We start from the raw sequence: 25,161 nt of genomic DNA, 5'->3' as shown, positions 1-25,161 counted from the left end.
GACTTGCTAAAACCGCCTATCAATAGAGAAAAGGAGGAGAAGATGAGACGGATGAATCGACTGGTGGCCTCAGCCATAGCTGTGATGATGGTGTTTGCCGGGGGCAGCGCTGCTGCCGCAGATACGATCAAGATCGGTGCTTTTTTCGACCTGTCCGGTCCGGCCTCTTTTATCGGCACGCCCACCAAACTGGTGGCCGACATGGTGGTCGACAAGATCAATCAGGAGGGCGGGGTCAACGGTACGCCCATCGAGCTGGTCGTCGGCGACACCGAGGGCGATCCGGCCAAAGCCGTGAACATTGCCAAAAAGTTCATCTACAAGGACAAGGTTGCCGCGATCATCGGCCCCACCCGCACCGGCACGGGCATGGCCGTCAAGAAGATCATCCATGCGGGCAAGACCCCGGCCTTCATGACCGTGGGCGGCGACCCGGTAATCATGGGCGGCCCCAAGCTGGGGCCATTCGACTGGGTGTTCAAGTCTCCCCAACGGTCCTCGGTAGCCGTCAAGCGGCTGTACATGTACCTCAAGGACAAAGGTCTGACCAGGATTGCCCTGCTGACCGCATCGGACGGCTTCGGCAAGGACGGGGTGCGCTGGCTGACCCGGCTGGCCCCTGACTTCGGCCTTGAAATCGTGGCCCAGGAGGCGTTCGGCCCCAAGGACACCGACATGACCGCCCAGCTGACCAATGCCAAGAACGCCGGGCCCCAGGCCCTGGTGGTCTGGACCATCGGACCGGCCGGATCCATCGTTTCCAAAAACAAGGCCCAGCTGGGCATCGACCTGCCCCTGTTCCAGTGCCACGGCCTGCCCGATCCCAAGTATATCGAACTGGCCGGCAAGGCCTCCGAGGGCGACCGCATGCCGGCCACCAAGTTGATGGTCGTCGATGCTTTGCCGGATACCGATCCCCAGAAACCGGTCATCCAGGAGTTTGTGCGGCTCTACACCGATGAATACGGTTACCACAGGCAGTTTCCCATCAACACCCATTCCGGGTATGCCTGGGATGCCATCATGCTCGTGGCCGGCGCCATGAAGCAGGCCGGCACCCGGGCTGATGACCTGCGTGCCGCCATCGAGCAGACCCGGGGCTATGTGGGCATTTCCGGCGTCTACAACCTCACCCCGGAGGACCACAACGGCCTGGACGTGGATTCCATGGTGGTCGTACAGGTCAAGGGCGGCCAGTTCGTCATGGCCGAATAAACCCGCACGGTCCCGTCCCTGTCCCGTCCGGGCGGCCTTCATGGTCCTCCGTTTTTTCAGGATGAGGACGCCTGACCGGCTCCGACGGGAGGACCAAGGGGCGGCAACGGAGCCACATCCGGCGGGCCGATATAGAAAAGCCGGGATCAGATCCCGGCTTTTCTCTTTTCGATGATGGTTCGTAGACCTTAAACCGAAGATGCTGCTCGGCGGGTCTTATTCGTTGACTTTTTCGGCCAGCATCTCACTGGCCATGACAGGCACTTTTTCTTCTGAGTGCTTGGGCCGATTGGTGAGGTAGGCGATGACGACGCCCAGCATCAGCAGGCCGGCCGACATGTAAAACGCCCATCGCAGGCTGCCCGTGATATCCTCAATGGTTCCGCCCAGGCTGGTCATGAAAAAACCCATGCCCCAGCCGATGAAGACCAGGCCGTAATTGAAACCGAGGTATTTGGACCCGAAGAAATCGGCGGTGAATGAAGGCATCAGCGAGAGCCCGCCACCATACTGCCAGTAGGCGACGCCCACGACCAGAAAAAGCAGTACGATATTCTGTTCGGCAATCACATAGGGCAGGATGAACATACAACCTGCAGATATGGCGCAGTTCAGGCAGTAGGCATTCACCCGGCCGATCTTATCCGAATAAAAACCGGTTCCTACCCGCCCCGAAGCGTTGACCAGACCGCCGAAGGATACCAGGATCCAGGCATTGGCGGCCAGGAAAGGCACGTCGGCGGCCGCCTTTTTCAAAAGACCGGCCGCATTGGCGATAATCAGGAGGCCGGATTGGGTGGATATGGTAAACATGAGGACCAGGGCATAGAACTGCCAGGATTTGAAGATCTCCTTGGGGGTCCAATCGTGTTTGGTGCTGTCCTGCGTTGCGGCTGCAGCCCTGGCATTGGCCGGCATGGGGGGCACATAATCTTTGGGCGGCGTAAACAAAAGTTGCCCGCACAAAATGGTGACCACGGCAAAGATGCCGCCCAGGGCAAAAAAGCTGCCGCTGATGCCGTACTGGTCGATGAAATACTGACCGAGTCCACCGATATAGATGGCCGCGCCACCGTATCCGGCCACGACGGTGCCGGCAATCAAGCCCCGTTTATGGGGGCCGAACCATTTCAGGGCTGCCGGCGTAGGCGCCGCATAGCCCAGTCCCATGCCGATTCCGCCCAGGACACCGAAGCCGATGATCAGGCCCATCTGGCTTTTCATCAAGGCGGCGACCACGCAGCCCAGGGCCAGGAAAAGGCCGCCCGCCGTGGCACCGATCTTCGGTCCGAATTTGTCCTGGATCCGTCCGCCGGGAATCATCAGCAGGGCAAAAAGGACGACACAGATGGAAAACGGGGTTGCCGCCTGGGCGTTGGTGAGATAGGTCCAACCCGCATCGATACCTGTCATCACCTCTCCCGCACGATCTACGTTGACCAGCGCCTTTTTCCATATGCTCCATGCATACAGGATGCCCAGACACAGGTTGATGGTGGTTCCGGCAAATGTTGTAATCCATCCCTTCAATGGGACCTTCGCAGCTGGTTGTACCGACATTCTTCCTCCCTCGTTTCTCGGTTTGGCAAAATGAATGAAATTCAGTGAAACAAAAGATTCATTTTGCTGGTTTCAAATATTTAAATAAATATCATTCAGTATCTTAACAATATCTGTGCCACCTTAAATAAACGGGATTTAAAAATTCCTTCCCACATCCCTTTTCCAAGATTGGTTGGGCTATAATAAACCTAAATTTTAGCTACTTAGAAAAAAAATGGGCAGTGCCGAGGGAGGGTGGCACAGGGCGATTGCGATGGAATCGGGCAGGCCCTTCAGAGCTGCCGGGGCGCCATGATTACAATCTATGTTGTGCGGTTGCGGTCCAAGCCACTATAACCTGATGATATGAATTATAATCGTCAGATTACAACCTTTGTTGAAATTACAATAAAAGTTGTAACTGCCTGGGCGGCTATGCTAGGCGGGCCGGGCTTCTTTTTTCAGGACCAACTCGAATCGCTCCACCAGCAGGGAGCAGGTCAGGCAGAGCACGAAGTAGATGCCCAGGATGGTGATCCAGACTTCGAAGGTGAGGAAGGTGGCGGCCATCAGTTCCATGCCCTGGAAGGTCAGCTCCTGGATGGAGATCACCGAGACGATGGCCGAATCCTTGATGGTGGAAATGAACTGACCGGCCAGGGGCGGCATGATCCGCCGCAGGGCCTGGGGGAAGATGATGTAGCGCAGTTGCTGGGCCCGCGTGAAGCCTAACCCGGAGGAGGCCTCCCACTGCCCCTTGTCGATGGACTGGATGCCCGCGCGGATGATTTCGGTGATGTAGGCGCCCTCGTAAACCGCCAGGGCCACGGCGCCGGAGATGAAGATGGGCACCCGGGAGGGTTCGGCCATGACCAGGCTCAGGATGCCCGACAGGGGCCCGCCGTCCATGAGCATCGCCCGGTCGATTCCGATGGCGGGCAGGAGCCGGTCCCCGATAAAATAATAAAAGATAAAGATCCAGACCAGCACGGGGATGTTGCGGATCATCTCCACATAACCGCTTCCGATCATTCGGCGATAGCGGCTGCAGCCGGTCCTGAACAGGCCCATGACCGTGCCGATGACCAGGGCCAGCACCGTGGCCCAGATGCTCAGCCGCAGGGTGACCAGAACCCCCTGGAGAATCAGGCCGGGTACCCAGCGTCCGCTGCTCTCATCGATGCGCAGCAGGTACTGGGGGATGGCCTGCCAGTTCCATTTGTACTGGGCCTGTACGGTGGCCTGATAGACCAGCCACACCACGACGGACCCGATCCCGGCCAGCAGGATCAGGTCCGTCCATGTGATTCGTATCTTTTTGCCGATCACTGGATCTGTGATTCCCAATCCTTGGTTTCAAACCAGAACGCTTTGCGGTCTTTCAGCCAGCCTTCGGCCGACACGTAGCCGATCCAGTTGTTGAAATAGTTCAGCGTGTCCACATCGCCTTTGCGTACGGCAAAGCCGATGGGCTCGCGGGTAAAGGTGCCATCGATGGGCAGGAAAAGTTTATCCGGATACTTGATGGCCTGAAACGCCGGTGTGGGGGCCGAGCCGACCACGGCATGCACCCGGCCGTTGATGACTTCCTGGTAGGCCTGGGCCTCGTCGTCGAACATGCGGATCTCGGCCTCGGGCATATATTTCTTGGCGGCGGTCACGGCGGTGGATCCCAGACGGGCCGCAATCACGACGCCGGGCCTGTTGAAGGCCTCGATACCCGTCATGCCGGCGGCTTTCTTTTTGCTGGCCACCAGCGACATGCCCGTAAAATCGTAGGGGGTCGTGAAGTTGACCTTGAGGTTCCGGCTGGGAAGGATGCCCATGCCGCCGATGATGACGTCGAACTTGCCGGTGAGCAGGGCCGGGATGATGCCGGACCATTTGGTGGGGATGAATTCGATCTTGACCCCCATGTCCTCGGCCAGGCGCGTGGCCACGTCGATCTCAAAACCGATCAGCTTGCCGGTCTTGTCTTTCATGGCCCAGGGCACGAAGGTGGACATGCCCACCCGCAATACCCCGCGTTGGATGACCTGTTCCACGACACTGTCCGTGCTGTCGGCGGCAGTGGCGCCGGGGACACCGGCCAGGGTGAAAACCAGAATTGCCAGAAAGACACTGCGGGCCAACGGTCTCACAATTTTCATGCTTGCGCTCCTTTCCTTATCGATCAATGGGTTGTCGGTACTCACGGTCGCTTGTCGCCAAACGCTATGTTTTTTCGCCCGGCCCCCTTCAGCTCCCATCACGACATGCCGGAACCCGCCGCAGCCAGTCGCCTTTCCATGGCCTGGGTGGCCAGCGACAGGGACAGGGTCAGGATCAGGTAGATGGCCGCAATGGTGAACCACAACTCGAATACCAGATAGGTCTCGGCGATAATCTCCTGGCCCTTCATGGTCAGGTCGTAGATCGCGATGGTGCTCACCAGGGCGGAGTCTTTGATCAGGGAGACGGCCTGGCTCACCAGGGGCGGGGTCATGTGGCGCAGGGCCTGGGGCAGCACGATGTGCCGGTAGGTGCGGTAACGGCCCAGGCCGATGCTGCCTGCGGCTTCCCACTGCCCCCGGGGAACGGCCAGGATGCCGGCGCGAATAATTTCCGAGGCATAGGCCCCTTCGAACAGGCTCAACGCCAGCACTGCCGATGCAAACCGGCTGAGATCCACCATGGGCGAAAACACGAAATAGATAAAAAACAGCTGCACCAGCAAAGGGGTGTTGCGGATCAGTTCCAGGTACACCCGTGCCAGTGCCCGCAGGGTAAACGATCCGGACAGCCGGCAAACCGCGGTGATCAGCCCGAAAAGGCTGGACAGCACCAGCGATACGGCGGACACCTTCAGCGTTACCAAAAGCCCTTTCAGCAGGGGGCCGGCCAGAAAATGCCCATCTGAAAAAGAATACAGATATCGGGGCACCCGGTACCACTGCCAGTTGTAGCCCAGGCCCGCCCCGCTTGCATAGATGATCCAGACGAGCAGGCCCGCCGTGGCCGTCACCCGGAACCAGTCGAAAATGAACTGCCGCCGGCCGGATCGGATGACGTTTTCGGCAAAAGGATTATTACAAGCATTCATGAACAATAATCGGGTCTCAGCGCCTTGAAATGAATGTTGCGCCCAATGGGGTCGATGGTCTGCGTTTAATTGAAACGCATCTCGTCACGAGCGACCTCGCGGCGGCGGGAGGTCGTGGGCGAATCTGGGGTAAATATGTGCCATTTTACGAAAAATGCAAGTTTTTTGCCGGTGCCGGTCTCTGTTTCGACACCCAATCATGCCCTCGCGCTGTGGCATCTTGAAGATTTTGTTTCAGGTATTATTTTTTAAAAGAGACAATAGTGTCTCTATTTTTAGAATGCCGAACATGCCGGCTGGCCGTCCCCGGGGGACCGTTGGCTCAGGCATCGCTTCCGCTTTTACGGAATGATTCCCCAACTATGGCAAATACAAGGAAATTTTTCGGGTTGGGGCCATCGAAGAGGCAGCGGGACAACATTGGCATGGTTCTGGCGTCATTGTAGTCAAAAGAGACGAGAATAACAACCTTCAATCACACCGGCGCATGCCGGCCAATTAAACCATCTGGAGTGCTGACATGATGAACATTGAGGAAATCAAACGCAACACGGATCTGGTCAATTCCATTGACTGGGAGATGACACCGGAAGAGGCGGTTCGCCTATACCTGGAATGGGGAAACAACTGGGCCCGTGGGAACTACGTGATCCGATCCAAGGATGATGTTTCCCACTATTTCGTGGTCAACACCTGGAAGGAAGAACCGGTGATCTATTTTATCCGCCGGAACAGTGACGAGGCCGTGGAACTGGCTAAAATCAGGATGCCCAAGGACTTGAAACAACGCTTCCTGCATGCCCAGGGCAGGCACAAGGGCGTGTGGGCCGTTGAAGGCGAGGTCAAATCCTGGCTTAAGCACAAGCTCAATGTGCATTGACCCCTGAGTGTTATGTCAATGCATCCTTACCGGTACCGGCGCTCTCTGGACCTGATCCCAAAGGGCGCCGGTTTTCTTTCGGCCGTCGTTGCCCTCAGGCTTGAACAGCGCCGGATGATCCCCGGTTGCCGCCCGCCGGCTGGGGTGCAGGCCCTCGATTTTCCCTGAAGCACCACCTCCATGCTTAAAAACCAACTGTTCGCCCACCCCATGGGCTGTGATATGACCGCCCGGACACGTTGCCGCATCGGACGGACCCCCTTGCCCGGGCACCTCCCTTTTGCCCTTCGGCCTGTCCGAAAGGTGCCGCAGGCAAGTCTCCAGGCCCGCCAGTTCCGTGCACGCTGCCGGTGAGCGCTCCCCGGCTTCAGTCGAAAGCCGGGCCCGGTTTAACCCCCAACGGTTTGAGAATTTTCACCAGGGGACAGAACCCGGTAAAACTCGATTGCAGCAGGTTGGCGCCCACAAAGGCGGTAAACCAGAGCCAGTATGCACTGTGAATTTGAGACAGCAGCAGGGTGATCAGGATCATTGCGCCGGCAAAGGCCAGTATAACGCGGTCTATGGTCATCGTGGTCCTCCATGAGTTGTGTTAACGGTGTTTTTGGGCTAAAGAGATTGAGAAACACCAATTTGTTACATTTTTTTGGGAAATGTATCCCTGGCCACCCGTTCTCCGCTGTCCGTGCAAGCGAAATGGTAAAAAACAATGGCATGTTAGTTGCTTTTTTAGTATGTTGCGTGGGCCTGAGCCGAACCGGCTGTTTCACGCGACGTCATTGACCGTCGCCATTTTTTTCGTGCAGACGATCACCAATTGAACCATCAAGGGGGTACCATGAATTTCAATTCCTTCGAAGAGATCCTCGATTTCGCCATCGAAAGGGAAAAGCAGGCAGTTAACTTTTACCAGAAACTGGTGGATAGGGAAACCTTTCCGGCATCCAAAAAAACCCTTGCCGAGTTTGCTGAAGAGGAAAGAAAGCACCAGACCCTGTTGGAGGAGTTCAAGAAGGGCAACCGTTCCGTGGTGGAATACGACTACAAGTGGATCCCGGATATCAAGCGCAGCGATTATATCGTGGACATGAAATACGAACCGGGCATGGACTTTGCCGAAATCCTCAGGCTGGCCATGAAGCGTGAGGAAAAGGCCCTGCGGCTCTACAACGCCCTGGCGACCAAAACCGACGATGCGGACTGCATCAAGCTGTTTAAGCTGCTGGCCCAGGAAGAGGCCAGGCACAAACAGACATTTGAAACCTTATATGACGATCACATGGCCGAATTGGGGGACTGATCCGCTCGCAGCGCGTCAGGGCTTGTTTTCTGTCAGGCCGCCCATATAATCAGGACACGTATGATCGAATACCTGCCACGATTCAATCCTGCGGCATGGTCAGTTGCCCGGATTGGTGGCGCCGGTGACCGGGATCGTTGGCGCCGCCGCGGTCATGGTTTCCCAACCCATGCTTCCCGGTACCCCGCCCTTTGCCGCCGGGGCCATGATTGTCGTGGCGATCGAAGACGGGATCCCCGAATCCCAGCAGGGTAAAGTTGGCGGTATTGGCACCGTGCCGGGGGGGTACCGCCATGAAGATACTGGATGTGGTTCCGGGATAAACAAGAGCGTAGTTTAGGTGACATCAAATCCACACTTATTTCATACATTTGGTAACCAGCTGCCAGGAGAGATTATGCTGCCACAGATCAAAAATATTCTTTACGCGACCGACTTGTCCGAAAATGCACGCTACGCATACAGTTACGCCGCCAGTCTGGCCCAGCAGTACGGGGCACGAATTACCATTCTTCATGTCATCGAAAAACTCACCGCGGAAACCTTCCTGCAGATTCACGGGTATGTTGGTGAAGAGAAATGGAAAAAGCTCCAGGAGGAGAAGCAGGCGGACTTCGTTTCCCGTATCAAAGGGCGGCTCAACAGCTTCTGTGATGATATCAGCACCGAGGTGGACGCCTGCAGTTTCCAGGTAGACAAGATTATCGTGAAGGAGGGCATTGCCGCCGACGAAATCCTTAATCAGGCGGAACTCAACGGCGCCGATGCCATCGTCATGGGTACCAAGGGGTTCGGCATGTTCAAGGAAGCGCTCATGGGCGGTACCGCCCGTAGGGTGGTGAGAAGAAGTACGATACCGGTGATGGTGGTCAGACTGCCGGAAAAAAGTTAAAAAAATCCCTCCCGTGAGCCAGCAGGAGCGCCATGTAGTCGGCCTCCATCCGGATCATCGGCAGGTCACGTTTTCGCATCCATTCGCTGAGCCAGGCAAAACGGATGGCCAGCATCAGGTCCGGCAACGCCTTCCAGCTCATGTCGGAATAGATGCCCGATCGTCTCAGCCGGCTGATCAGCCGCTGCACGAACGCCCCCCCCAGACTCTCCGGATCTTCCATGCCCAGGCATCCCAGCAGGTTGGCAAGGTCGTAGATTTCCGGCTTGGTGCCGCAAAACTCCCAGTCGATGACCGCCCGGATGGACCGCTGCCCCCAGATGATGTTGAGGGGATGGTAGTCGCCATGGCAAAAGGCAGCGGGAAGGCGGTCGTGTATGGGGAAAAGGGTTCTATTCAAATGGTCGATGAACGGGCGATAGGTCGCCGCTATTTCGGGTTTTTTTCGACCCAATGTGGTGTACAGGTCACGGCTGTAAGCGGCAATGGAAAACGGGGGGGAGCCCGTTGCAGCGGGTGTTTCCGAACAGGCGCCGTGGAGTCGGGTGAGAAATGCCGCTGCCGCCTCACCCCGCCATCCGTGCATGGCATAGGCGGGGCGCTCCAGGTCGATACCGGGCATAAAGGGACACAGCTGCCAGAGGCCGTGGTCGACCAGGGGAATCGTTTCGCCGCAGGCATCCGGCCGGTAGGGGGCGATCTGGGACAGCCCGTGTTCACCAAGCTGTTTCAGGGTATTGATGATTTGCCGCTTGCGGGCGTACATGCGTGACGGAATTTTTTCCAGCACGAACAGGCGGGTGGCATCCGTTTCCACCACGCTTCGCCAGAGGGTGCGCTCCGGACTGCCGGCAAGGGGAAGATCGGGGCGCAGCCGGGTAAACCTGATTCCCCACTGGCGCGAGAGTGCCGCCAGCGGAGCGGGCTTGTCCGTTCTCATATCTTAGGGTCCGGAATCTTGTCTTCAGGGCATCCGCCGCCGTGCCTTCAGGCCGGATGGCAGGTTTGCGGGTCGGTCCGGCAGGAGGTTTCGCGGGTTTTTTCAGCCAGGCGTACCCGCCGCCGTGCCTGGGCCTGGCGGTTGCGTCGCCGGTCCTCATCGGTTTCGAGAACCAGCGGCGGCACCGGCCGGGGGTGAAAATTGTCGTCCAGGGCAACGAAGCTCAGATAGGCCGATGCCGTATGCCGGATTTCACCGGTTTTAAGATCTTCGGTCTCCACGCGAACCCCCACCTCCATGGAGGTCTTGCCCACCAGGTTCAAGCTGGCCTTGAGGGTCAGCAGGTTCCCGATGAACGCCGGGTTGTGAAAATCCAGCCGGTCGATGGAGGCGGTGACCACGTTGCAGCGGGTATGCCGAATGGCCACCACCCCCGCTGCGTCATCGATGTGCTTCATGACGACGCCGCCGTGGACAATGCCTGCCGGGTTGGCATCCTGGGGCAGCATCATGTGCGACATGGTCACCCGGCTGTACGCTGCGGTTTTGGGCGGTTGCGGCGGCAACCCTGTATCCGGGCAGCCGGTCATTTTTCCTTCCAGTAGGGATTGATGATGTCTTCGAAAATGGCCAGGGCCGCTTCGGATCCGTAACCGGCGGCGGTGACGATCTGCTTGAAGCCGCCTGCCACATCACCGGCAACGTAGATGCCCGGGATGCTGGTGCGAAACTCCTTGTGCTTGATGTAGCCTTCGTCGTTGAGTTCCAGCCCCACCTTGGCGGCCAGGTCGACCGCCGGATCGTAGCCGATGGCCAGAAAGACGCCGTCGGCCGGCTTGACGGCGGTTTTTCCGCTGGCCTTATCCAGCAGCACCACTTCGGTGACCCGGTTTTCGCCCCGGATTTCCTTGACCTCGGTGTCGAAGAGGATGGGAATGTTGCTGTCGATCAGCTTCTGGACCAGCACTTCCTGAGCCTTGAGGCGGTCCCGGCGGTGCACCAGGGTAACGGCCACCCCCATGTTGTGCAGGTGCAGGGCTTCGGTGGCGGCGCTGTTGCCGCCGCCCACCATGAAGACCCGTTTGCCTTTGAAAAGGGGCCCGTCACAGGTGGCACAATAGCTGACTCCCCGTCCTGAGAATCGCTCCTCTCCCGGAACCCCCAGATGCCGGTGGGAGGCGCCGGTGGCGATGAGCACGGCCTGTGTCTTGAATTTTCTCCGGGAGGTCTGGACAGTGTGCGGCTCTCCGGGGATGATGTCCACGACCTCCTCGCCGGGGAAGATCTGCACGTATTCCAGGGCGTGCGTGACCATGATATCCACCAGGGTCTTGCCGCCCACTTCCTTCATGCCGGGATAGTTTTCCACCACCGGGGTCAGGGCCACCTGGCCGCCCAGCACACCCTTTTCAACCACCACGGACTTGAGGCCGCTGCGGGCCGCATAGATGCCGGCAGTGAGGCCGGCGGGGCCGCCGCCGATGATCACCAGCTGGCATTCCACCTCCGCTGCGTCGCTTTCGGGGATGAAGATGGTCTGCTGTTCCATTTTATCCATGGAGGCCATGAACAGTTCTTCGGTCTGGGCGCCCAACGCGGTGAGTACATCGTTGGTAAACGTCTGGGGCACCGAATGGGCCCCGTACTGTTCGGCCAGATCAGGGTTGGCCTGAATGTCGATGATCTCCAGGGAAATCAATTCGGGGCGGGCCACGGCCGCCTTGAGAGCGTTCAGTGCCTGCTGGGGGCAATAGGGGCAGGATGCGCTGACGAAGACCTTCACATGGCGGGGCTGGTCGATTTTCTTCAGTACGCCCATGGCCGCTTCGTTGAGGTCGCTCTTGCCGGTGCCGATGCGCAGCAGGACCTCCAGGAAGATGCGGCCCTCTTCGCCCAGGGGGGCCCCCAGCCAGCGGACATTATGCCGGTCCGGATCAAACACCAGGGTGGGAGAGTGGTCGATGCCCATCTGCCGGGCCGTCTCATGACTCAGGTCAAATTCGCGCAGAACGATCTTGTCGGTCATTTGCCGGAAAAAGCGCAGGGCCTGCCGGGCGGCGTCATTGAAGACCTCGTTTTTCCCGCCCTGGGTAAACAGCAGGATGGGAATCTCATGTTTGAGCCCGCTGAGAATTCTTGACAGTTCCATCTGGACCTGCCGCATCTGTGCGTCGTCCATATTCTGTGCTTGGTTCATAGTTGCGTCTCCTTGATCGTCGCATGACCCTTCAGGGCCGGAATTGATAAACGGCCAGTCGGGAAACCCGGGGATTCATGGTCGATATACCCTGTTCGTGTGCACGTCCATCGCTTCGAATCCTGAACCCCACAATCCGGTTTCCATGCCCGTTGCCGGCGACGGATTCAAACGGTTTGAACATAATCTGCCGGTTTTGAATGCCTGCCCGGTTCAGTCCCTGAAAACCAGTTTTCCGCCATACCATCCGGCGGTACTCGCTGCACCCAGCATAATAAGGTTGATCATAAAAAAGGCAACCCGGGACGGCTGGGGCGTGGTGACGACGGCCGGATTGACCAACAGCCAGATGAAAAGGAACCAGGCGGTGACGGAAACGATGATGCCGCAGGCGATCTTGACAATGAAGACATGGGTGATGGCGCCGTTGAAACGATTCTGCCAATCCACCCACCCGGAAAACAATACCAGCGGCATGGACAGGGCCACCACGCCGAGATTGTAGGTCGCGGCCAGGGTCATGCCCTTGACGCTGAACAGGGCCGACAGGAAGATAAAGAGGATGGCAACGGGCAGCAGGCCATTGGGAATATGCACGCTGATCGGGTGGCCGTGGTAGCGGGTCATCAGCTCGAACAGCCGTCGGTAGCGGGAATCCTCGAACGGTGAGACCGGTTCGGGTTCGGCCGCCGCTGCCGGCTCGGACGGTTCCGGCCGATCGACCACCGGTTCGATTTCGGGGGCTGCGGCCACCGCCGGTTCCGGTGTCGGGGCTTCGGGTTCGGTGACCTCGACGAATTTGCTTTTGGGGGCCCCGCAGACCGGGCATTTCTCGGGGGGGTCATCGCCGGTGTGAATGTAGCCGCAGACAATGCATTTCCATTTTTTCATTTTCTGTGTGGAACCTCATATTGGGGGTGAGTGGGGGTGTTGCCGTCAGCGCTCATCCATGGGAACGAAGGCACATTCGTCGGGACCGCAGTAATCGCCGACATAATCGGACTCGGGCCGGTACAGGGTGGGTTTGGCCGCCGCCCCGCCATACAACTCTTCAATCACATGGGCCGACCATCCGGCGATGCGGGAGATGGCGAAAATGGGAGAAAACAGGTCCACGGCAATGCCCATGTAGTAGTACAGGGATGCGCTGTAAAAATCGACATTGACGAAAATGTCCTTGCCTTTTTTCTTTTTGAAGGCGGCTTTGCCCTTGGTTTCCAATGCCTTGGACAGATCGTACCAGCGGGTGTCTCCGGCCCGTTTGCCCAGGGTCAGGGACATGGGGGCGAGGATCTTGGCCCGGGGGTCGTCCACCTGATAGACGGCATGGCCCAGCCCCATGATGACACCGCCGGTGTCGAGGATTCTGGTGACGTAATCGTCCACCTTGTCCACATCGCCGATTTCCAGCAGCATCTGCATCACCCGGGTGTTGGCGCCGCCATGAAGGGGACCTGAAAGAGAGCCGACGCCGGCGGTCACCGCTGCGTATATGTGGGCCTTGGTGGAGGCCACTTCCCGTGCGGCAAAGGTCGAGGCATTGAAGGAGTGTTCGGCGTGGAGCACCAGGCAGGTGTCGAAAAAGCCGGCCAGTTCGTCATCGGGCACCTCGCCGTTCAGCATGTAAAGGAAATTGGCCGCCTGGCTCAGGCCGGGGGCCGGGGCAATCGGTGCCTTGCCGTTGCGGATCCGGTCCCAGGCTGCCACGATGGTGGCGAACCTGGCGATCAGGCGAACGGCCATGCGGGTGGTGCTGTCGATATCCGCCTGGCGAATGTCCGGGTCAAAGCTGGCCATCATGGGGACGGTTGCCTGGAGCACATCCATGGGCAGCGCATCGGTGGGCATGGCTTTCATGGCGGTGAGAATTTCCTCGGGTACCGCGCGCTGTTCGGCGATCTGCTGCCTGAAGTCCGCCAGGGCCTTCCGGTCGGGAAGCCGTTCGAACAGCAGCAGGTAGACCACTTCCTCGAATGAGGTTTTCCCGGCCAGGTCCCGGGCCCGGTATCCCCGGTAGACCAGCTTTCCCTCGGCGCCGTTGACATCGCTGATTTTCGTGCTGGCGATGGTCACGCCCCTTAGTCCTGTGTTGAGAACCGGTTTGCAGGCATCTTCCATGGGTCACCTCTTTTCTGGTCTGGGGTCAAAGCGTAAGGGGTTCAGCGTATCGGGCCGGATAGCCCTGGTCCCGTCCGCGGCAAGGCGTTATTGCCCGATGTTCAAGCCTCGGCCGTTCGATCACACGCCTGCGGTGAACCTTCCAGCAGGCCTCGATCGCGGAAAATATCCTTTTCGGAAGAACGTCATGTTAACACTACAAATTTTATGCCAGGGGACGATGCCCGATCCTGTGCGCCGGCTTTGGCCCGGGTCGAATCAGTTGCCGGTGCGGTTCACGGGCATTAAGCGGACGTCAGTTGTCCGCGCCGCATCGGCATCAGACCTCTGCGATTGTCTCATGTTTCGGGCGATACATGACCGTATCATAATACAAAGGTCTGGAATAAAGGGAATATTGCGGTTTCCGGGCCGCGGTCAGCTGGCCGCCTGCCGCTGGTGCCGTGCAATGGCGCACTGGGGACACAATCCGGTGAATTCCAGGTTGTGCCCGATGATTTCGTAGACGGTGGTGCCGTAGAGGTCGTCTTCCAGCTCATTGAGCGGTGCGATGGGTGCGTCGTCTACGCGACCGCAGCAGACGCAGCGGATATGATAATGTTTTTTGGCGACGCCGTCATACCGTTTCATCGCCCCGGATAATTCCAGTCGCTGGATTTCACCCAGTTCGCAGAGCACATCGAGGTTTCGATAGACAGTGCCCAGACTGATCCGGGGCAGCCGTTTGCGCACCCGTTCGTAGATTTCATCAGCGGCGGGATGGTTGTTGATTTTACGGATCTCTTCCAAGATTACCCGCCGCTGTCGGGTCATTCTCGTTTTTTTGTCGATTTCCACGCCCATGATCTCCAGAAAAAGGTCTGTTATTTTCCTAAGCTGAAATCGAGCATATGTCAAGGGGGATGACCACACCACCGGGGGGGCATCAGGCGCGATAAACGGCGGGACGCTCCGGACGCCCTGTTGCCGGGATTGCTTAACCATCCATCCTCTCAGGGCGGATTCCCGGCTTGCAGATCAACGAAAAACATGCCAGAATAATTTCCGGATTCTGGCTGACACGGCCGGGCGCAGTTCATCGATGGTCCATTTTATCATGCCTTTCCCCACGGCATGAATGTTGCGTTGACCTTATGCATGCCGCCGGCAGGCCAAAATCCGATCCTGCACCTGTTTTGTCGCAACGACCGGTCAGACCGGACTACGTTTTCAATTTCGCACCCTAGTGTGCCACTACCAAGGTTGACGGATGAATGCCATACACCTGAAAAAGGGATTTTCACCATCGATTGCCGGTGCTCCCAGCCGACAGCTTCGCCTGCTGGATGCCCCGCGACATGTGGGCATGGTCCCCGAACAGATCCCCTTCATCAAGCCCCGGCTTCTGGTCCAGGAGGGGGATTCGGTAGCCATTGGCTCCCCTCTTTTCGAGGACAAGCGCAATACCCGCGTCCGGTTTCTCTCGCCCGGCGGCGGCCAGGTGACCCGCATCGTATTCGGCCCCCGGCGGGTCATCCGGCAGATCATTATCGCCCTGGACAGCGATGAACCCATGGCCTCTTTCGAAGTGCCCGGAGCCGATAAGTTGAGCGCCGTTTCGCGGGAGGCACTGGTGGGCATCCTGCTTGCCGGCGGGATGTGGCCGTTTTTCAGAGTCCTGCCCTTCATGGATCTGGCCGACCAGGACACGCCGCCGCCGGCTATCCTGGTTCGCCTGGGCGACGACGAGCCGTTTGCACCCGACCCGGCCGTTTACCTCCAGGGCAGGGAAGAATGCTTCGGCTCGGGACTCGAACTGCTCACCCGATTGTGCGACCAGGTGATCGTCAACCATACCGGTGACGAGGCGGTCCTGGCGGTCCTGCCCGACCAGACGGCTGTCCGGCGTTTTTCCGGTTGCTATCCGTCCGGGAACCCCGGTGTTCAACTGTACCGGACCAAAACCGGTGCGCAGCAGAATCGCTCCTGGTTTATCGACGGCCAGGACGTGATCCTGCTCGGTGAATTTTTGAGGACCGGCCGCTATCCCGTTCAGCGGATCATGTCGGTGGGCGGGAGCCTGGCGCCCGCCGGTGGACATGTCTCGACCCGTGCCGGTGTGCCGCTGCGGCTGCTGGGCGGTGGGGGTGCTCTCGGGGTGCCGGATGCCCGGTATATCGTGGGCGGGGTGTTTACCGGCCTTACCGGCGGTGTCGACAGTTTCATGGGGTTTTACCAGAATGCCCTGAATCTGGTCGATGACGGAGACCGGGAAGAGCCTTTCGGTTTCATCCGTCCGGGCTTCAGCAAACCCAGTTACTCCACGGCCTTCCTGTCCGCCTTCCGCCGCAGGCCTTTTCCCATGGACTGCGGCCAGCACGGGGAGGTGCGGGCCTGCGTCAACTGCGGCACCTGTGCCCGGATCTGCCCGGTGGACATTCTGCCCCAGTTCACCATGAAGTGCCTGGTGGCCGACGAGGTGGAAGAGGCCCTCGCCCATGGCCTGCTGGATTGTGCCGAATGCGGTTTGTGTACCTATGCCTGCCCGTCCAAGATTGAGCTGCGCGAGGTGTTCCGGAAGGCAAAAGCCCAATACTATAAGGAGATCGCCTGATTGCCGAGACTGCGGGTTGAGGGAAAACAATACATCTGCACATGAATGTCAAAGGCCAAATGCTAAATGTCAAATGAAGGAATACTGCCTGTTTTCAATGAAATCGGCCCGCATATCCTTCTATTGGCATTTGCGCTTTGACATTTGGCCTTCGTATTGAATCCATGCCCTGTTGTTTTTACAAGAATCCAACTTGTCTTTATAGGTAGACACTAAAACATGAAAGCCCTTAAACGCCTGTTCAACACCACCCGGCCGCACTTTGAATCCGGCGGGCGACTGGAAAAGCTGCACCCCCTGTTCGATGCCATCGAAACGGTCGCCTTCGCCCCTGCACTGACCACCACGGCCGACGCCCATGTGCGGGACAGCCTGGACCTGAAGCGGTTCATGACCTTTGTTATCATTTCGCTGATGCCGCCCTTTTTTTATGGCATGTACAACACCGGCTACCAGACCGGGCTGGCTTCGGGGCTGGATGTGGGCCTGGTGCCGGCGATGGTGCGGGGGGCGTGGGTGGTGCTGCCCATGCTCATGGTCTCCTACGCCGTGGGCCTGTTCTGGGAACTTCTGTTCGCTTCGGTTCGGGGGCACACTATCAGCGAGGGCTTCCTGGTCACCGGCCTGCTGTTTCCCATGACCCTGCCGCCCACCACCCCCTTGTGGCAGGTGGCCGTGGGGATCTCCTTCGGCGTGGTGATCGGCAAGGAAATTTTTGGGGGCACGGGCAGGAATATTCTCAATCCGGCGCTGACCGCGCGGGCCTTTCTCTTTTTCGCCTATCCGGCCAACATGTCCGGCGACCGGGTCTGGACCCTGGTTGAACAGACCGGCCGGCAGGCGGTGGATGCCGTAACGGCGGCCACCCCGCTGGCCCTTTTGCCCCTGGCCGCTTCCGGAGAGGCGGCCTCCCGCATCCTGAATGACGCCGGATACACCTTCGGGCGGCTTTTTATCGGCAACCTTCCCGGCAGTGCCTGCGAGACCTCGGCCCTCATGTGCCTGCTCGGCGCCGGATTCCTGGTGGTGACCGGGGTGGGCAATTACCGCATCATGGTCGGCGGCATCCTCGGGGTGCTGGCGGTGGCCTATCCGGGATATCTGATCAACCTTTCCTCCGGTGGTGAGGCGGCCCGCATGTTTTCCGTGCATCCGGCCTGGCACCTGGTCATGGGCAGCTTTGCTTTCGGCATTGTCTATATGGCCACTGATCCGGTCTCGGGCCCGGGCATGAACCTCTCCCGGTGGCTGTATGGATTTGCCATCGGTGCGCTGACCGTGGCCATCCGGGTGTTCAACCCGGCCTATCCGGAAGGGGTGATGCTGGCCATCTTGTTCATGAATCTTTTTGCACCGCTGATGGATCATTTCGTCATCAAGGCGCGGCTGAGAAAAAGGGTGCCCAATGTCTGATCAGTTGAAATCCATCGGTTTCTCCGCCCTGGTTGCCCTGGTCTGCAGCCTGCTGCTCACCGGCGCCGCCACCGGCCTCAAGGAGCGCAAAATGCGCAACGTGGCCCTGGACCGGCAGAAAAATATTCTGATGTCCGTAGGGCTGGTCGATCCCGTTGGCCCCTCGACCGCGGCGCAGATCGAACAGTCCTACCGGAACAATATCCGCTGCTACGCCGTGGACGGCACCGGACGGATCGTCGCGGGCCAGGCGGATGCTGATGCGCTGCCGGTCTGTTTCTACGTCAAGGACAGCGAGCCGGCCGCCTACATCCTTCCGGTCGATTCCCGCGGCCTGTGGGGCACCATTCGCGGATACATGGCCATCGAAAACGACGGCGAGACCGTGGCCGGATTTTCCGTCTACAGCCACAACGAGACGCCGGGCCTGGGCGGTGAAATCGAAAAACCCTGGTTCCAGCAAAACTTCGTGGGAAAAAAGATCGTGGATGCGTCCGGCCGGTTTTCCGCCGTGGGCATCGCCAAGGGGAAGGTGGCCGATGCGGTTGCCGAGGACCGTCAGGTCAACTTTGTGGACGGCATTTCCGGTGCCACGCTCACCGGCAAATTCCTCACCGGCGGCCTGAAGGATGTCCTGCTGGACTACGAGCCGCTGGCCGAACAATTTCGGGCCGGGCCGGTCGCCCTGCCGTCGGACGGCTGACCGCAAGGCATACCCGCGGTTTATATCGGTTTACTGTTTTCAACGCGCCTGATCCCGCAAGGCGCACTTCTTGTCAAAAGGTGGACCCGTCAGCATGAAAATAACCCAATCGCCGACTTTCAAGGCCTTTTCCGAACCGGTGGTCAAGAACAACCCGGTGTTTATCCAGAGCCTGGGCATCTGTTCGGCCCTGGCCGTTACGGTGCAGCTGAACACCGCCCTCGTCATGGCCCTGGCCATGACCTTTGTCACGGCTTTTTCGAGCTTTACCATTTCGGCCATGCGCAACGTGATCCCCAGGAACGTGCGCATGATCGTGGAATTGTCCGTGATCGCCTCGCTGGTGATCCTGGCCGATGAGGTGCTGCGGGCCTATTTTTACGACATCAGCAAGCAGCTCTCTGTTTTCGTCGGGCTGATCATCACCAACTGCATCGTCATGGGGCGGGCGGAAACATACGCCCTGGGCAATCCGCCGCTGCAGTCGTTTGCGGACGGACTGGGCAACGGCGCCGGTTATGGACTGGTGCTGGTGTCTGTGGCCTTTATCCGCGAACTGCTGGGGGCCGGCAAACTCTTCGGGTTTCCGGTCGTTCCCCAGGTGCTATACGACCACGGCTACATGAACATGGGATTCATGCAGCTGGCACCGGCGGCGTTCATCATCATCGGCCTGCTTGTCTGGCTGCAGAAGAGTGTAATAAAAAGTTAGGTTGATGGTTGGATGGAATGGTGAGGTCAGGCAAATAAATCACAATCACCAAATCTAAAATTTCAATAAATGAAATGATGAACGGCCGTTTGCGGCCGGGGAATGACGGATATGGAAAACCTGATCGGCCTGTTTCTCAATTCGGTGTTCGTGGGCAACATCCTGCTCTCCTACTTCCTGGGGATGTGCTCCTTCGTGGCGGTATCCAAAAACATGGACACGGCCATCGGGCTGGGTTTTGCCGTGGTGTTCGTTCTCTCCATCACCGCACCGGTGAACTGGCTGGTGTTCCAGTACCTGCTGTCTCCCGGGGCGCTGAGGTGGGCCGGCCTGGCGTCCGTCGACCTGAGTTTTTTGAAGTTCATCACCTTTATCGCCGTCATCGCCGCCCTCGTCCAGATGGTGGAGATGGTGATCGACCGCTATTCTCCGGCGCTGTACATGGCCCTGGGGGTGTTCCTGCCGCTGATTGCGGTCAACTGCGCCATTCTGGGGGCGTCGCTGTTCATGGTCGAGCGCGACTACACGTTCATTGAAACGGTGGTCTTCGGTTTCGGTTCCGGTGTGGGCTGGCTGATGGCCATCGTCTCCATGGCCGCCATCCGCATCAAATTGCGCTATGCCGACGTGCCCCGGGGGTTGGAAGGCTTCGGAATCATCATGATCGTCACCGGACTGATGGCCATGGGGTTCATGCTTTTTTCAGGAATCACCCTATGAGCGTCTGCCCGACAACCCTGTCCGGGCCTTGCCAACGGCGTTGGAAAAGGGCTCAAAATGCTCGCATGCTTCGCGTGTGCGCCGCTTATGACTCCCTTTCCGCCATGTTGCCGAAGCAGACGCAAGATTTTCGAACAGGCGCTGAAAGAAGGAGAGACCGTTGATCTATCTTACCGCAACCGCTGTTTTTCTGGCAGTGATTCTTATTCTCGTGGGGCTGCTGCTTTTTGTCGAGGGCAGGGTGGTCCAGAAGGGCAGCAACCGGGTGGTCATCAATGCGGACGAGGACAAGAGTATCGACGCACCGTCGGGACGGACGCTGTTGTCCGCCCTGTCGGACAACGGCATTTTCATTCCCTCCGGCTGCGGCGGCGGGGGCGCCTGCGGGATGTGCAAGTGCAAGGTGGAAGAGGGGTCCCGGGGGCCGCTGCCCACCGAACTGGCCCACCTGTCACGCAAGGAGAGAAAGGACAACATCCGCCTGGCCTGCCAGATGAAGGTCAAGGAAGACCTGAAAATACGCATTCCCGATGAAATCTTATCCGTAAAAAAATACACGGCCACCGTGGTTTCCAACGAGAACGTGGCCACCTTCATCAAGGATCTGGTCCTGGAACTGGACGACAATGAACAGCTGAACTTCACGGCCGGCGCCTATATCCAGATCGACATCCCGGAATACGAGATTCCCTTTGAGCATTTCCGGATCCGGGTGGCCGAGCGCTACCGGCCCGACTGGGACCGGTTCAATCTGTGGGGGCTGCGGGGCAAAAACCTGGCGCCGGTGTTCCGGGCTTACTCACTGGCCAACCCGCCCCTGGAAGCCACCCGGCTGCGCTTCACCATCCGCATCGCCACACCCCCGCCGGGAGCCATGAACCTGCCGCCGGGGACCGGCTCCACCTATATTTTCAGCCTCAAACCCGGCGACAAAGTGACCCTGAGCGGTCCCTTCGGCGAGTTTGCCGTCAAGCCAAACGACCGGGAGATGTGCTTTGTGGGCGGCGGTGCCGGTATGGCCCCCCTGCGCAGCCAGATTCTGGACCAGCTGCTGCGGCTGAACACCGATCGAACCCTCTCTTTCTGGTACGGGGCCCGCTCCAAACTGGAACTTTTTTTCGATGATGAATTCAAGGGGCTGGCCGAAAAATTTTCCAACTTCTCCTACCACGTGGCCCTGTCCAACCCCATGCCCGAGGACAACTGGGAGGGGATGACCGGCTACATCCACCAGCAACTTCACGACACTTACCTGGTCAAACACAAGGATCCCACGGAGATCGAATACTACCTGTGCGGGCCGCCCATGATGGTCCAGGCCGTGGAGGACATGCTCGACAGCCTGGGGGTGGAGCCGGAGATGATCGCCTACGACAAATTTTCCTGATTTACCGGCATTACCGAAAGATCCCGTCATTGCAGATGAAATCGACGGTCAATGCCCTGCCAAGCTACTTTTTCCCCTGCTTCTTGACATACCCCTCCAGCTTGAGGCCGCTGACGGCAGCCTTTATGAAGGACCAGATGCCTGGCGTGTAGATATGGGTGGTCAGCTCGGTGAACAGCTGGAATTTGCGCCGGGTGTAGGGAAACCAGTTGGCCTCCATCTTGCCACTGTTCTTGTCCACCAGGACCGATTTGATGTTGGCGAAGCAGTAGAACCCGAATTCTCCTTTGTATCGCCCGATGCCGCTCTTCTTGGCACCGCCGAAGGGCAGGGCGTGGTTGCCTTCGGTGAGCATGACATTGTTGATGGAGACATTGCCCGTCACGATGGCCCGGGCAACCCGGTCGGCGCGCTGCAGATCGGCCGACCAGACGCTGGCCGACAGGCCGAATTCGTCGCCGTTGGCCCGCCGGATGACGTCGGCTTCGTGGTGAAAGGCAAAGATGGGCAGCACCGGGCCGAAGGTTTCCTCCCGGTTGATCAGCATGTCTTCGGTGCTGCCTTCCACAACGATCGGCGGGATGGCCGGCGAGGCGCCGTCCCAACTTCCGCCGGTAAGCAGTGTCGCCCCATTTTTCCGTGCGTCGTCGATCTGCTCGGCGATCACTTCTACCTGGGCCTGCGTGGTCATGGGGCCGATGTCCGATCCGCCGTCACTGTCCGTGCCCTGGGTGAGTTTTTGGGTCTCACCCACCAAAATGGCTTTGAATTGATCGTAGATGCTGTCCTGGACGTAGAGTTTTTCGACGGAGGTGCAGGACTGCCCGGTATTGGTGAAGGCGCCCCAGACGGCACCGGCCGCGGCACGCTCGAGGTCGGCGTCTTCGAAGACGATCATGGGGTCCTTGCCGCCCATTTCCAATTCCACCGGAATCAGGTGCTCTGCCGCCTGCGCCATGATCTGGCGTCCGGCACGCTGGCTGCCGATGAAAAAGATCTTGTCCGGACGCCGGTCGATGAGCAGGCGGCCCAGTTCCCTCCCGGGACCGTATACCACCTGGACCCACGCGGGATCGAAACCGGCTTCAGCGAGCAGGTCCTCCACCAGTCCCTTCAGGGGCGTGGCGCTGGAGGGTTTATAGATGACGGCGTTGCCGACCACGAAAGAGAGGGTGATGGGAACGATGGCCTGGTAGAAGGGATAGTTCCAGGGGGAGATGATCAGCGTGGTGCCCATGGGCTCGAAGTAGATTTTCGATTTTTTGCCCATCAGGGCGAACGGGGTGGGCACCTTGCGGTCCGCGAGCATCTTGACGGCATTTTTTTCCAGATAGTCCAGATGGTCCAGGGTGCCGAAAATTTCAGCGGTCAGGGCATCGGTGCGTGATTTGCAGGCATCCGCCTGGATGCGGTCCAGGATCTCCGTCTGCCGGTCGATGATGACCGCCTTCAGCCGGGTGATGAATTCAAGCCGCTTTTTGACCCCCCAGGAGAGAATATCAGGCTGGGCCTTCCGGGCCCGGTCAACGATTCCCGAGACGTCCGACCGATCAGGGTGGTCGTAGGCGATATCGGGATGTTTGGATTCCGGCGGCGCATCCTCATGGGACATTACCAGCTTGGCATCCCAGCCGATAATGTCGAAGACCTTGTCGCCCTCGTAAGCCTCGCCGGTCAGGTTGGAGTAGTAAAGGCTCATGACCATTCCCTTGATGCCGACCTCGATGGTCCTCAAGGTGCTGCCCAGAAAACCGGGGAAGCGGTCATTGTTGGCGCAGGTGGTCATCAGCAGACGGATCATCCACCCGGGCGCATACCGGAACACGGCCAGGAGCATGCGCAGCCCGCCGAGGTCTTCGGCGGTCAGGTACGCCGCCATGCGGTCCACATGGTCGATGCAGCCGGTTTGCGAAAAGGAGGGCGAGACATCCGTTCCGGGAACCATCACATCGCCGGCCCGGCTCAGTCCAAGAAGCTGATTCCGGCTGAAATATTTTGATATCTTCATTGGTTGCCATCCTTTATCAGTTGTGCGGCCGCCTTTTTGGAAAGGGCCATGATGGTCAGTGAGGGGTTGATGCCCGGGGCGTTGGGGAACATGCTGGAGTCGGCGCAGTAGATGTGTTTATGGCCGTGGAGTCGAAATCCGGGATTCACCACCGAACGCGCCGGATCGGTTCCCATCCCGCATCCGCCCATCAGGTGCAGGCCGATGCCCATTTTGCCGTGGATCATTTCCTTTGCCCCGGTGGTCTGGAAAATCTCATCGATCACCGCAAGCCCCCTGCGGTAGCGCTCCAGGTCCTCCCGGTTCTGTTCCTTGACGATGATGACCTTGCCCCGGCGGTTGACCTTGATGCGTCCGGGATGGGTGTCCCGGGTGCACACCTCGATGCAGGCGAAATGGGACAGGCGTTCCATGGCCCGCTGATGCTGCCGGCCGAATCCGCTGAGCAGCAGTGCGATGGCCGCGGGACCGGCGTAGACGTTCTCCAGCTTGAAACCGTTTTTTCTGAAGCCCGCATCGTCTGACTTGAAGGCCTGAAAGGCACCCAGGTGGGACCGGACCGGCTGGTCGTATACGCCGAAATTCATGTACTGGGGGTGGCAGAAAAAGTTGCGGCCGACGGCGGGCAGCCCTTTGCCGAAGCCTGAATTCAGCAGCAAGCGGGCGTTGCCGATCGCCCCGGAGGCCAGGACCAGGTTGCGCCCCCGGTAGGTGGCGGTGCCGCCGTCCGCTGTCCGGCAGGTGACCCAAACGTCCTTTGTGGAGGCATCAATCTTAACGGCTTCGGTCTCCGCCCGCAGCTCGAGTCCCCGTTCCAGGGCTTTTTTGAGAACCGTTTCCGGGGTGCTCTGCTTGCTGCCGATGCGGCAGCCGTTGAGACATTCGATGCAGCAGTTGCCCTGCTCGTAATGGCAATCCTTCTGCGCCCGCCGAAGGGGGGCCAGCTGGTAGCCCAGGCGCTGGAAACCCTGCTCAAAAACATCCGCGTTGCGGTTGCGGTATTCGCCGGGGATGGTCTGGATGGCGATTTCCGCCTCGGCTGCGTCATACCAGGGTGCCATGGCGTCCTCATTGAAGAAATCCACGCCGGAATCCCGGCGCCAGCTGTCAAAGGCCTCCGCATCGAAACGGTCCACCAGGGCCTGGTTGACCACCGACCCGCCGCCGACCACCTTGGGGCGCAGGAAGACCAGCCGGGCGTCGGTGCCCAGCTCCAGGCCGCCCGACCAGTAGAGCTGGGCCGTACCGTCCAGGTCATTGCGTGGATAGGTGCGGCGGCTGTAGTGCCTGCCCGCTTCGATCATCAGGCAATCGGCGCCGGCCCGGCACAGTTCGTGGGCGATGAAAGGTCCCGAAATGCCGGCGCCGACAATGATATAGTCATGGCGCGTGGGTCGGTGAGGGGTCACGATGGTCCTCCTGGAATGAATAAAGGGTTCAAGGGGTCGAGGATTCAGTG

General features: G+C 59.0%; 24 protein-coding genes. 10 read left to right on the top strand and 14 right to left on the bottom strand.

The features are described 5' to 3' along the window. The first annotated feature begins 42 nt into the window (after positions 1-42). The gene (locus DSCA_RS13970; protein WP_197904793.1) at positions 43-1,215 is read left to right on the top strand and encodes an ABC transporter substrate-binding protein; all 1,173 of its coding nucleotides are present in this window, start codon (positions 43-45) and stop codon (positions 1,213-1,215) included. A 216-nt stretch (positions 1,216-1,431) separates the two neighbouring features. On the opposite strand, the gene DSCA_RS13965 is transcribed toward DSCA_RS13970, so the two are convergent. The 4 genes from DSCA_RS13965 to DSCA_RS13950 form a co-directional block, all read right to left on the bottom strand. Continuing rightward, positions 1,432-2,775 (bottom strand): L-lactate MFS transporter, encoded by a 1,344-nt coding sequence (locus tag DSCA_RS13965; RefSeq protein ID WP_155317006.1) that lies wholly within the window; start codon positions 2,773-2,775, stop codon positions 1,432-1,434. A 420-nt stretch (positions 2,776-3,195) separates the two neighbouring features. After that, a complete protein-coding gene (locus DSCA_RS13960) occupies positions 3,196-4,086 on the bottom strand; it encodes an amino acid ABC transporter permease (protein WP_155317005.1) in 891 nt (296 codons plus the stop codon). Further along, the gene (locus DSCA_RS13955) at positions 4,083-4,907 is read right to left on the bottom strand and encodes a transporter substrate-binding domain-containing protein (protein WP_155317004.1); all 825 of its coding nucleotides are present in this window, start codon (positions 4,905-4,907) and stop codon (positions 4,083-4,085) included. Before DSCA_RS13955 ends, DSCA_RS13960 begins: the two co-directional genes overlap by 4 nt. Positions 4,908-5,005: 98 nt before the next feature. After that, on the bottom strand, positions 5,006-5,839 hold the full coding sequence (locus tag DSCA_RS13950) for an amino acid ABC transporter permease (RefSeq protein WP_155317003.1): 834 nt from the start codon (positions 5,837-5,839) through the stop codon (positions 5,006-5,008). Positions 5,840-6,359: 520 nt separating this feature from the next. On the opposite strand from DSCA_RS13950, the gene DSCA_RS13945 reads away from it, so the two are divergent. Next, positions 6,360-6,719 (top strand): DVU0772 family protein, encoded by a 360-nt coding sequence (locus DSCA_RS13945; protein ID WP_155317002.1) that lies wholly within the window; start codon positions 6,360-6,362, stop codon positions 6,717-6,719. 367 nt (positions 6,720-7,086) lie between these two features. Here the strand turns inward: DSCA_RS13945 and DSCA_RS13940 are convergent, their stop codons facing one another. Continuing rightward, positions 7,087-7,290: a YgaP family membrane protein gene (locus DSCA_RS13940; RefSeq protein ID WP_155317001.1), complete on the bottom strand. Its 204-nt coding sequence runs from the start codon at positions 7,288-7,290 to the stop codon at positions 7,087-7,089. Between the two features lie 267 nt (positions 7,291-7,557). Between DSCA_RS13940 and DSCA_RS13935 the strand changes: the two genes are divergently transcribed. Then, a complete protein-coding gene (locus DSCA_RS13935; protein WP_155317000.1) occupies positions 7,558-8,019 on the top strand; it encodes a ferritin-like domain-containing protein in 462 nt (153 codons plus the stop codon). A gap of 82 nt (positions 8,020-8,101) precedes the next feature. On the opposite strand, the gene DSCA_RS13930 is transcribed toward DSCA_RS13935, so the two are convergent. Continuing rightward, positions 8,102-8,314, bottom strand: coding sequence for a hypothetical protein (locus tag DSCA_RS13930; RefSeq protein ID WP_155316999.1), 213 nt, complete (start codon positions 8,312-8,314; stop codon positions 8,102-8,104). 102 nt (positions 8,315-8,416) lie between these two features. On the opposite strand from DSCA_RS13930, the gene DSCA_RS13925 reads away from it, so the two are divergent. Continuing rightward, the gene (locus tag DSCA_RS13925; protein WP_231716486.1) at positions 8,417-8,911 is read left to right on the top strand and encodes a universal stress protein; all 495 of its coding nucleotides are present in this window, start codon (positions 8,417-8,419) and stop codon (positions 8,909-8,911) included. Here the strand turns inward: DSCA_RS13925 and DSCA_RS13920 are convergent. From DSCA_RS13920 to DSCA_RS13895, 6 genes are all read right to left on the bottom strand, one after another. Continuing rightward, complete coding sequence (locus tag DSCA_RS13920; RefSeq protein WP_155316998.1) at positions 8,889-9,851, bottom strand: aminoglycoside phosphotransferase family protein; 963 nt, start codon at positions 9,849-9,851, stop codon at positions 8,889-8,891. The genes DSCA_RS13925 and DSCA_RS13920 overlap by 23 nt on opposite strands. Positions 9,852-9,898: 47 nt before the next feature. Next, positions 9,899-10,441: an acyl-CoA thioesterase gene (locus tag DSCA_RS13915; RefSeq protein ID WP_155316997.1), complete on the bottom strand. Its 543-nt coding sequence runs from the start codon at positions 10,439-10,441 to the stop codon at positions 9,899-9,901. Then, positions 10,438-12,048 (bottom strand): FAD-dependent oxidoreductase, encoded by a 1,611-nt coding sequence (locus DSCA_RS13910; RefSeq protein WP_155316996.1) that lies wholly within the window; start codon positions 12,046-12,048, stop codon positions 10,438-10,440. Before DSCA_RS13910 ends, DSCA_RS13915 begins: the two co-directional genes overlap by 4 nt. Positions 12,049-12,261: 213 nt before the next feature. Further along, positions 12,262-12,939 (bottom strand): rubredoxin-like domain-containing protein, encoded by a 678-nt coding sequence (locus tag DSCA_RS13905; RefSeq protein WP_155316995.1) that lies wholly within the window; start codon positions 12,937-12,939, stop codon positions 12,262-12,264. Positions 12,940-12,984: 45 nt separating this feature from the next. After that, entirely contained in the window at positions 12,985-14,166 is a 1,182-nt protein-coding gene (locus DSCA_RS13900) for a citrate/2-methylcitrate synthase (RefSeq protein ID WP_155316994.1), read from the bottom strand. Positions 14,167-14,583: 417 nt separating this feature from the next. Then, a complete protein-coding gene (locus DSCA_RS13895) occupies positions 14,584-15,009 on the bottom strand; it encodes a Fur family transcriptional regulator (RefSeq protein ID WP_407924246.1) in 426 nt (141 codons plus the stop codon). 406 nt (positions 15,010-15,415) lie between these two features. Here DSCA_RS13895 and DSCA_RS13890 point away from each other — a divergent pair, with 406 nt between their 5' ends. The 6 genes from DSCA_RS13890 (at position 15,416) to nqrF (ending at position 21,694) form a co-directional block, all read left to right on the top strand. Next, on the top strand, positions 15,416-16,759 hold the full coding sequence (locus DSCA_RS13890) for a 4Fe-4S dicluster domain-containing protein (protein ID WP_155316993.1): 1,344 nt from the start codon (positions 15,416-15,418) through the stop codon (positions 16,757-16,759). Between the two features lie 219 nt (positions 16,760-16,978). Continuing rightward, positions 16,979-18,172 (top strand): NADH:ubiquinone reductase (Na(+)-transporting) subunit B, encoded by a 1,194-nt coding sequence (locus tag DSCA_RS13885; protein WP_155316992.1) that lies wholly within the window; start codon positions 16,979-16,981, stop codon positions 18,170-18,172. Then, positions 18,165-18,875, top strand: a complete 711-nt coding sequence (locus DSCA_RS13880; RefSeq protein WP_155316991.1) for an FMN-binding protein — start codon at positions 18,165-18,167, stop codon at positions 18,873-18,875. The genes DSCA_RS13885 and DSCA_RS13880 overlap by 8 nt, the downstream gene beginning before the upstream one ends. A gap of 94 nt (positions 18,876-18,969) precedes the next feature. Continuing rightward, the gene (locus DSCA_RS13875) at positions 18,970-19,587 is read left to right on the top strand and encodes an NADH:ubiquinone reductase (Na(+)-transporting) subunit D (protein ID WP_155316990.1); all 618 of its coding nucleotides are present in this window, start codon (positions 18,970-18,972) and stop codon (positions 19,585-19,587) included. A gap of 111 nt (positions 19,588-19,698) precedes the next feature. Beyond that, positions 19,699-20,307: an NADH:ubiquinone reductase (Na(+)-transporting) subunit E gene (gene nqrE, locus DSCA_RS13870; RefSeq protein ID WP_155316989.1), complete on the top strand. Its 609-nt coding sequence runs from the start codon at positions 19,699-19,701 to the stop codon at positions 20,305-20,307. Between the two features lie 160 nt (positions 20,308-20,467). After that, entirely contained in the window at positions 20,468-21,694 is a 1,227-nt protein-coding gene (nqrF, locus tag DSCA_RS13865; protein WP_155316988.1) for an NADH:ubiquinone reductase (Na(+)-transporting) subunit F, read from the top strand. Positions 21,695-21,758: 64 nt separating this feature from the next. Here nqrF and DSCA_RS13860 read toward each other — a convergent pair whose 3' ends face one another. Together DSCA_RS13860 and DSCA_RS13855 are read right to left on the bottom strand one after the other, a co-directional pair. Next, positions 21,759-23,702: an aldehyde dehydrogenase family protein gene (locus tag DSCA_RS13860; protein WP_197904792.1), complete on the bottom strand. Its 1,944-nt coding sequence runs from the start codon at positions 23,700-23,702 to the stop codon at positions 21,759-21,761. Further along, positions 23,699-25,111 (bottom strand): GMC family oxidoreductase N-terminal domain-containing protein, encoded by a 1,413-nt coding sequence (locus DSCA_RS13855; protein WP_197904791.1) that lies wholly within the window; start codon positions 25,109-25,111, stop codon positions 23,699-23,701. Before DSCA_RS13855 ends, DSCA_RS13860 begins: the two co-directional genes overlap by 4 nt. Positions 25,112-25,161: the final 50 nt, after the last annotated feature.

The organism is Desulfosarcina alkanivorans (genome assembly GCF_009688945.1).
GTDB lineage: Bacteria > Desulfobacterota > Desulfobacteria > Desulfobacterales > Desulfosarcinaceae > Desulfosarcina > Desulfosarcina alkanivorans.
Note: the sequence above shows the minus strand (reverse complement) of the source record. Positions and strands in the feature narration are given on the sequence as shown.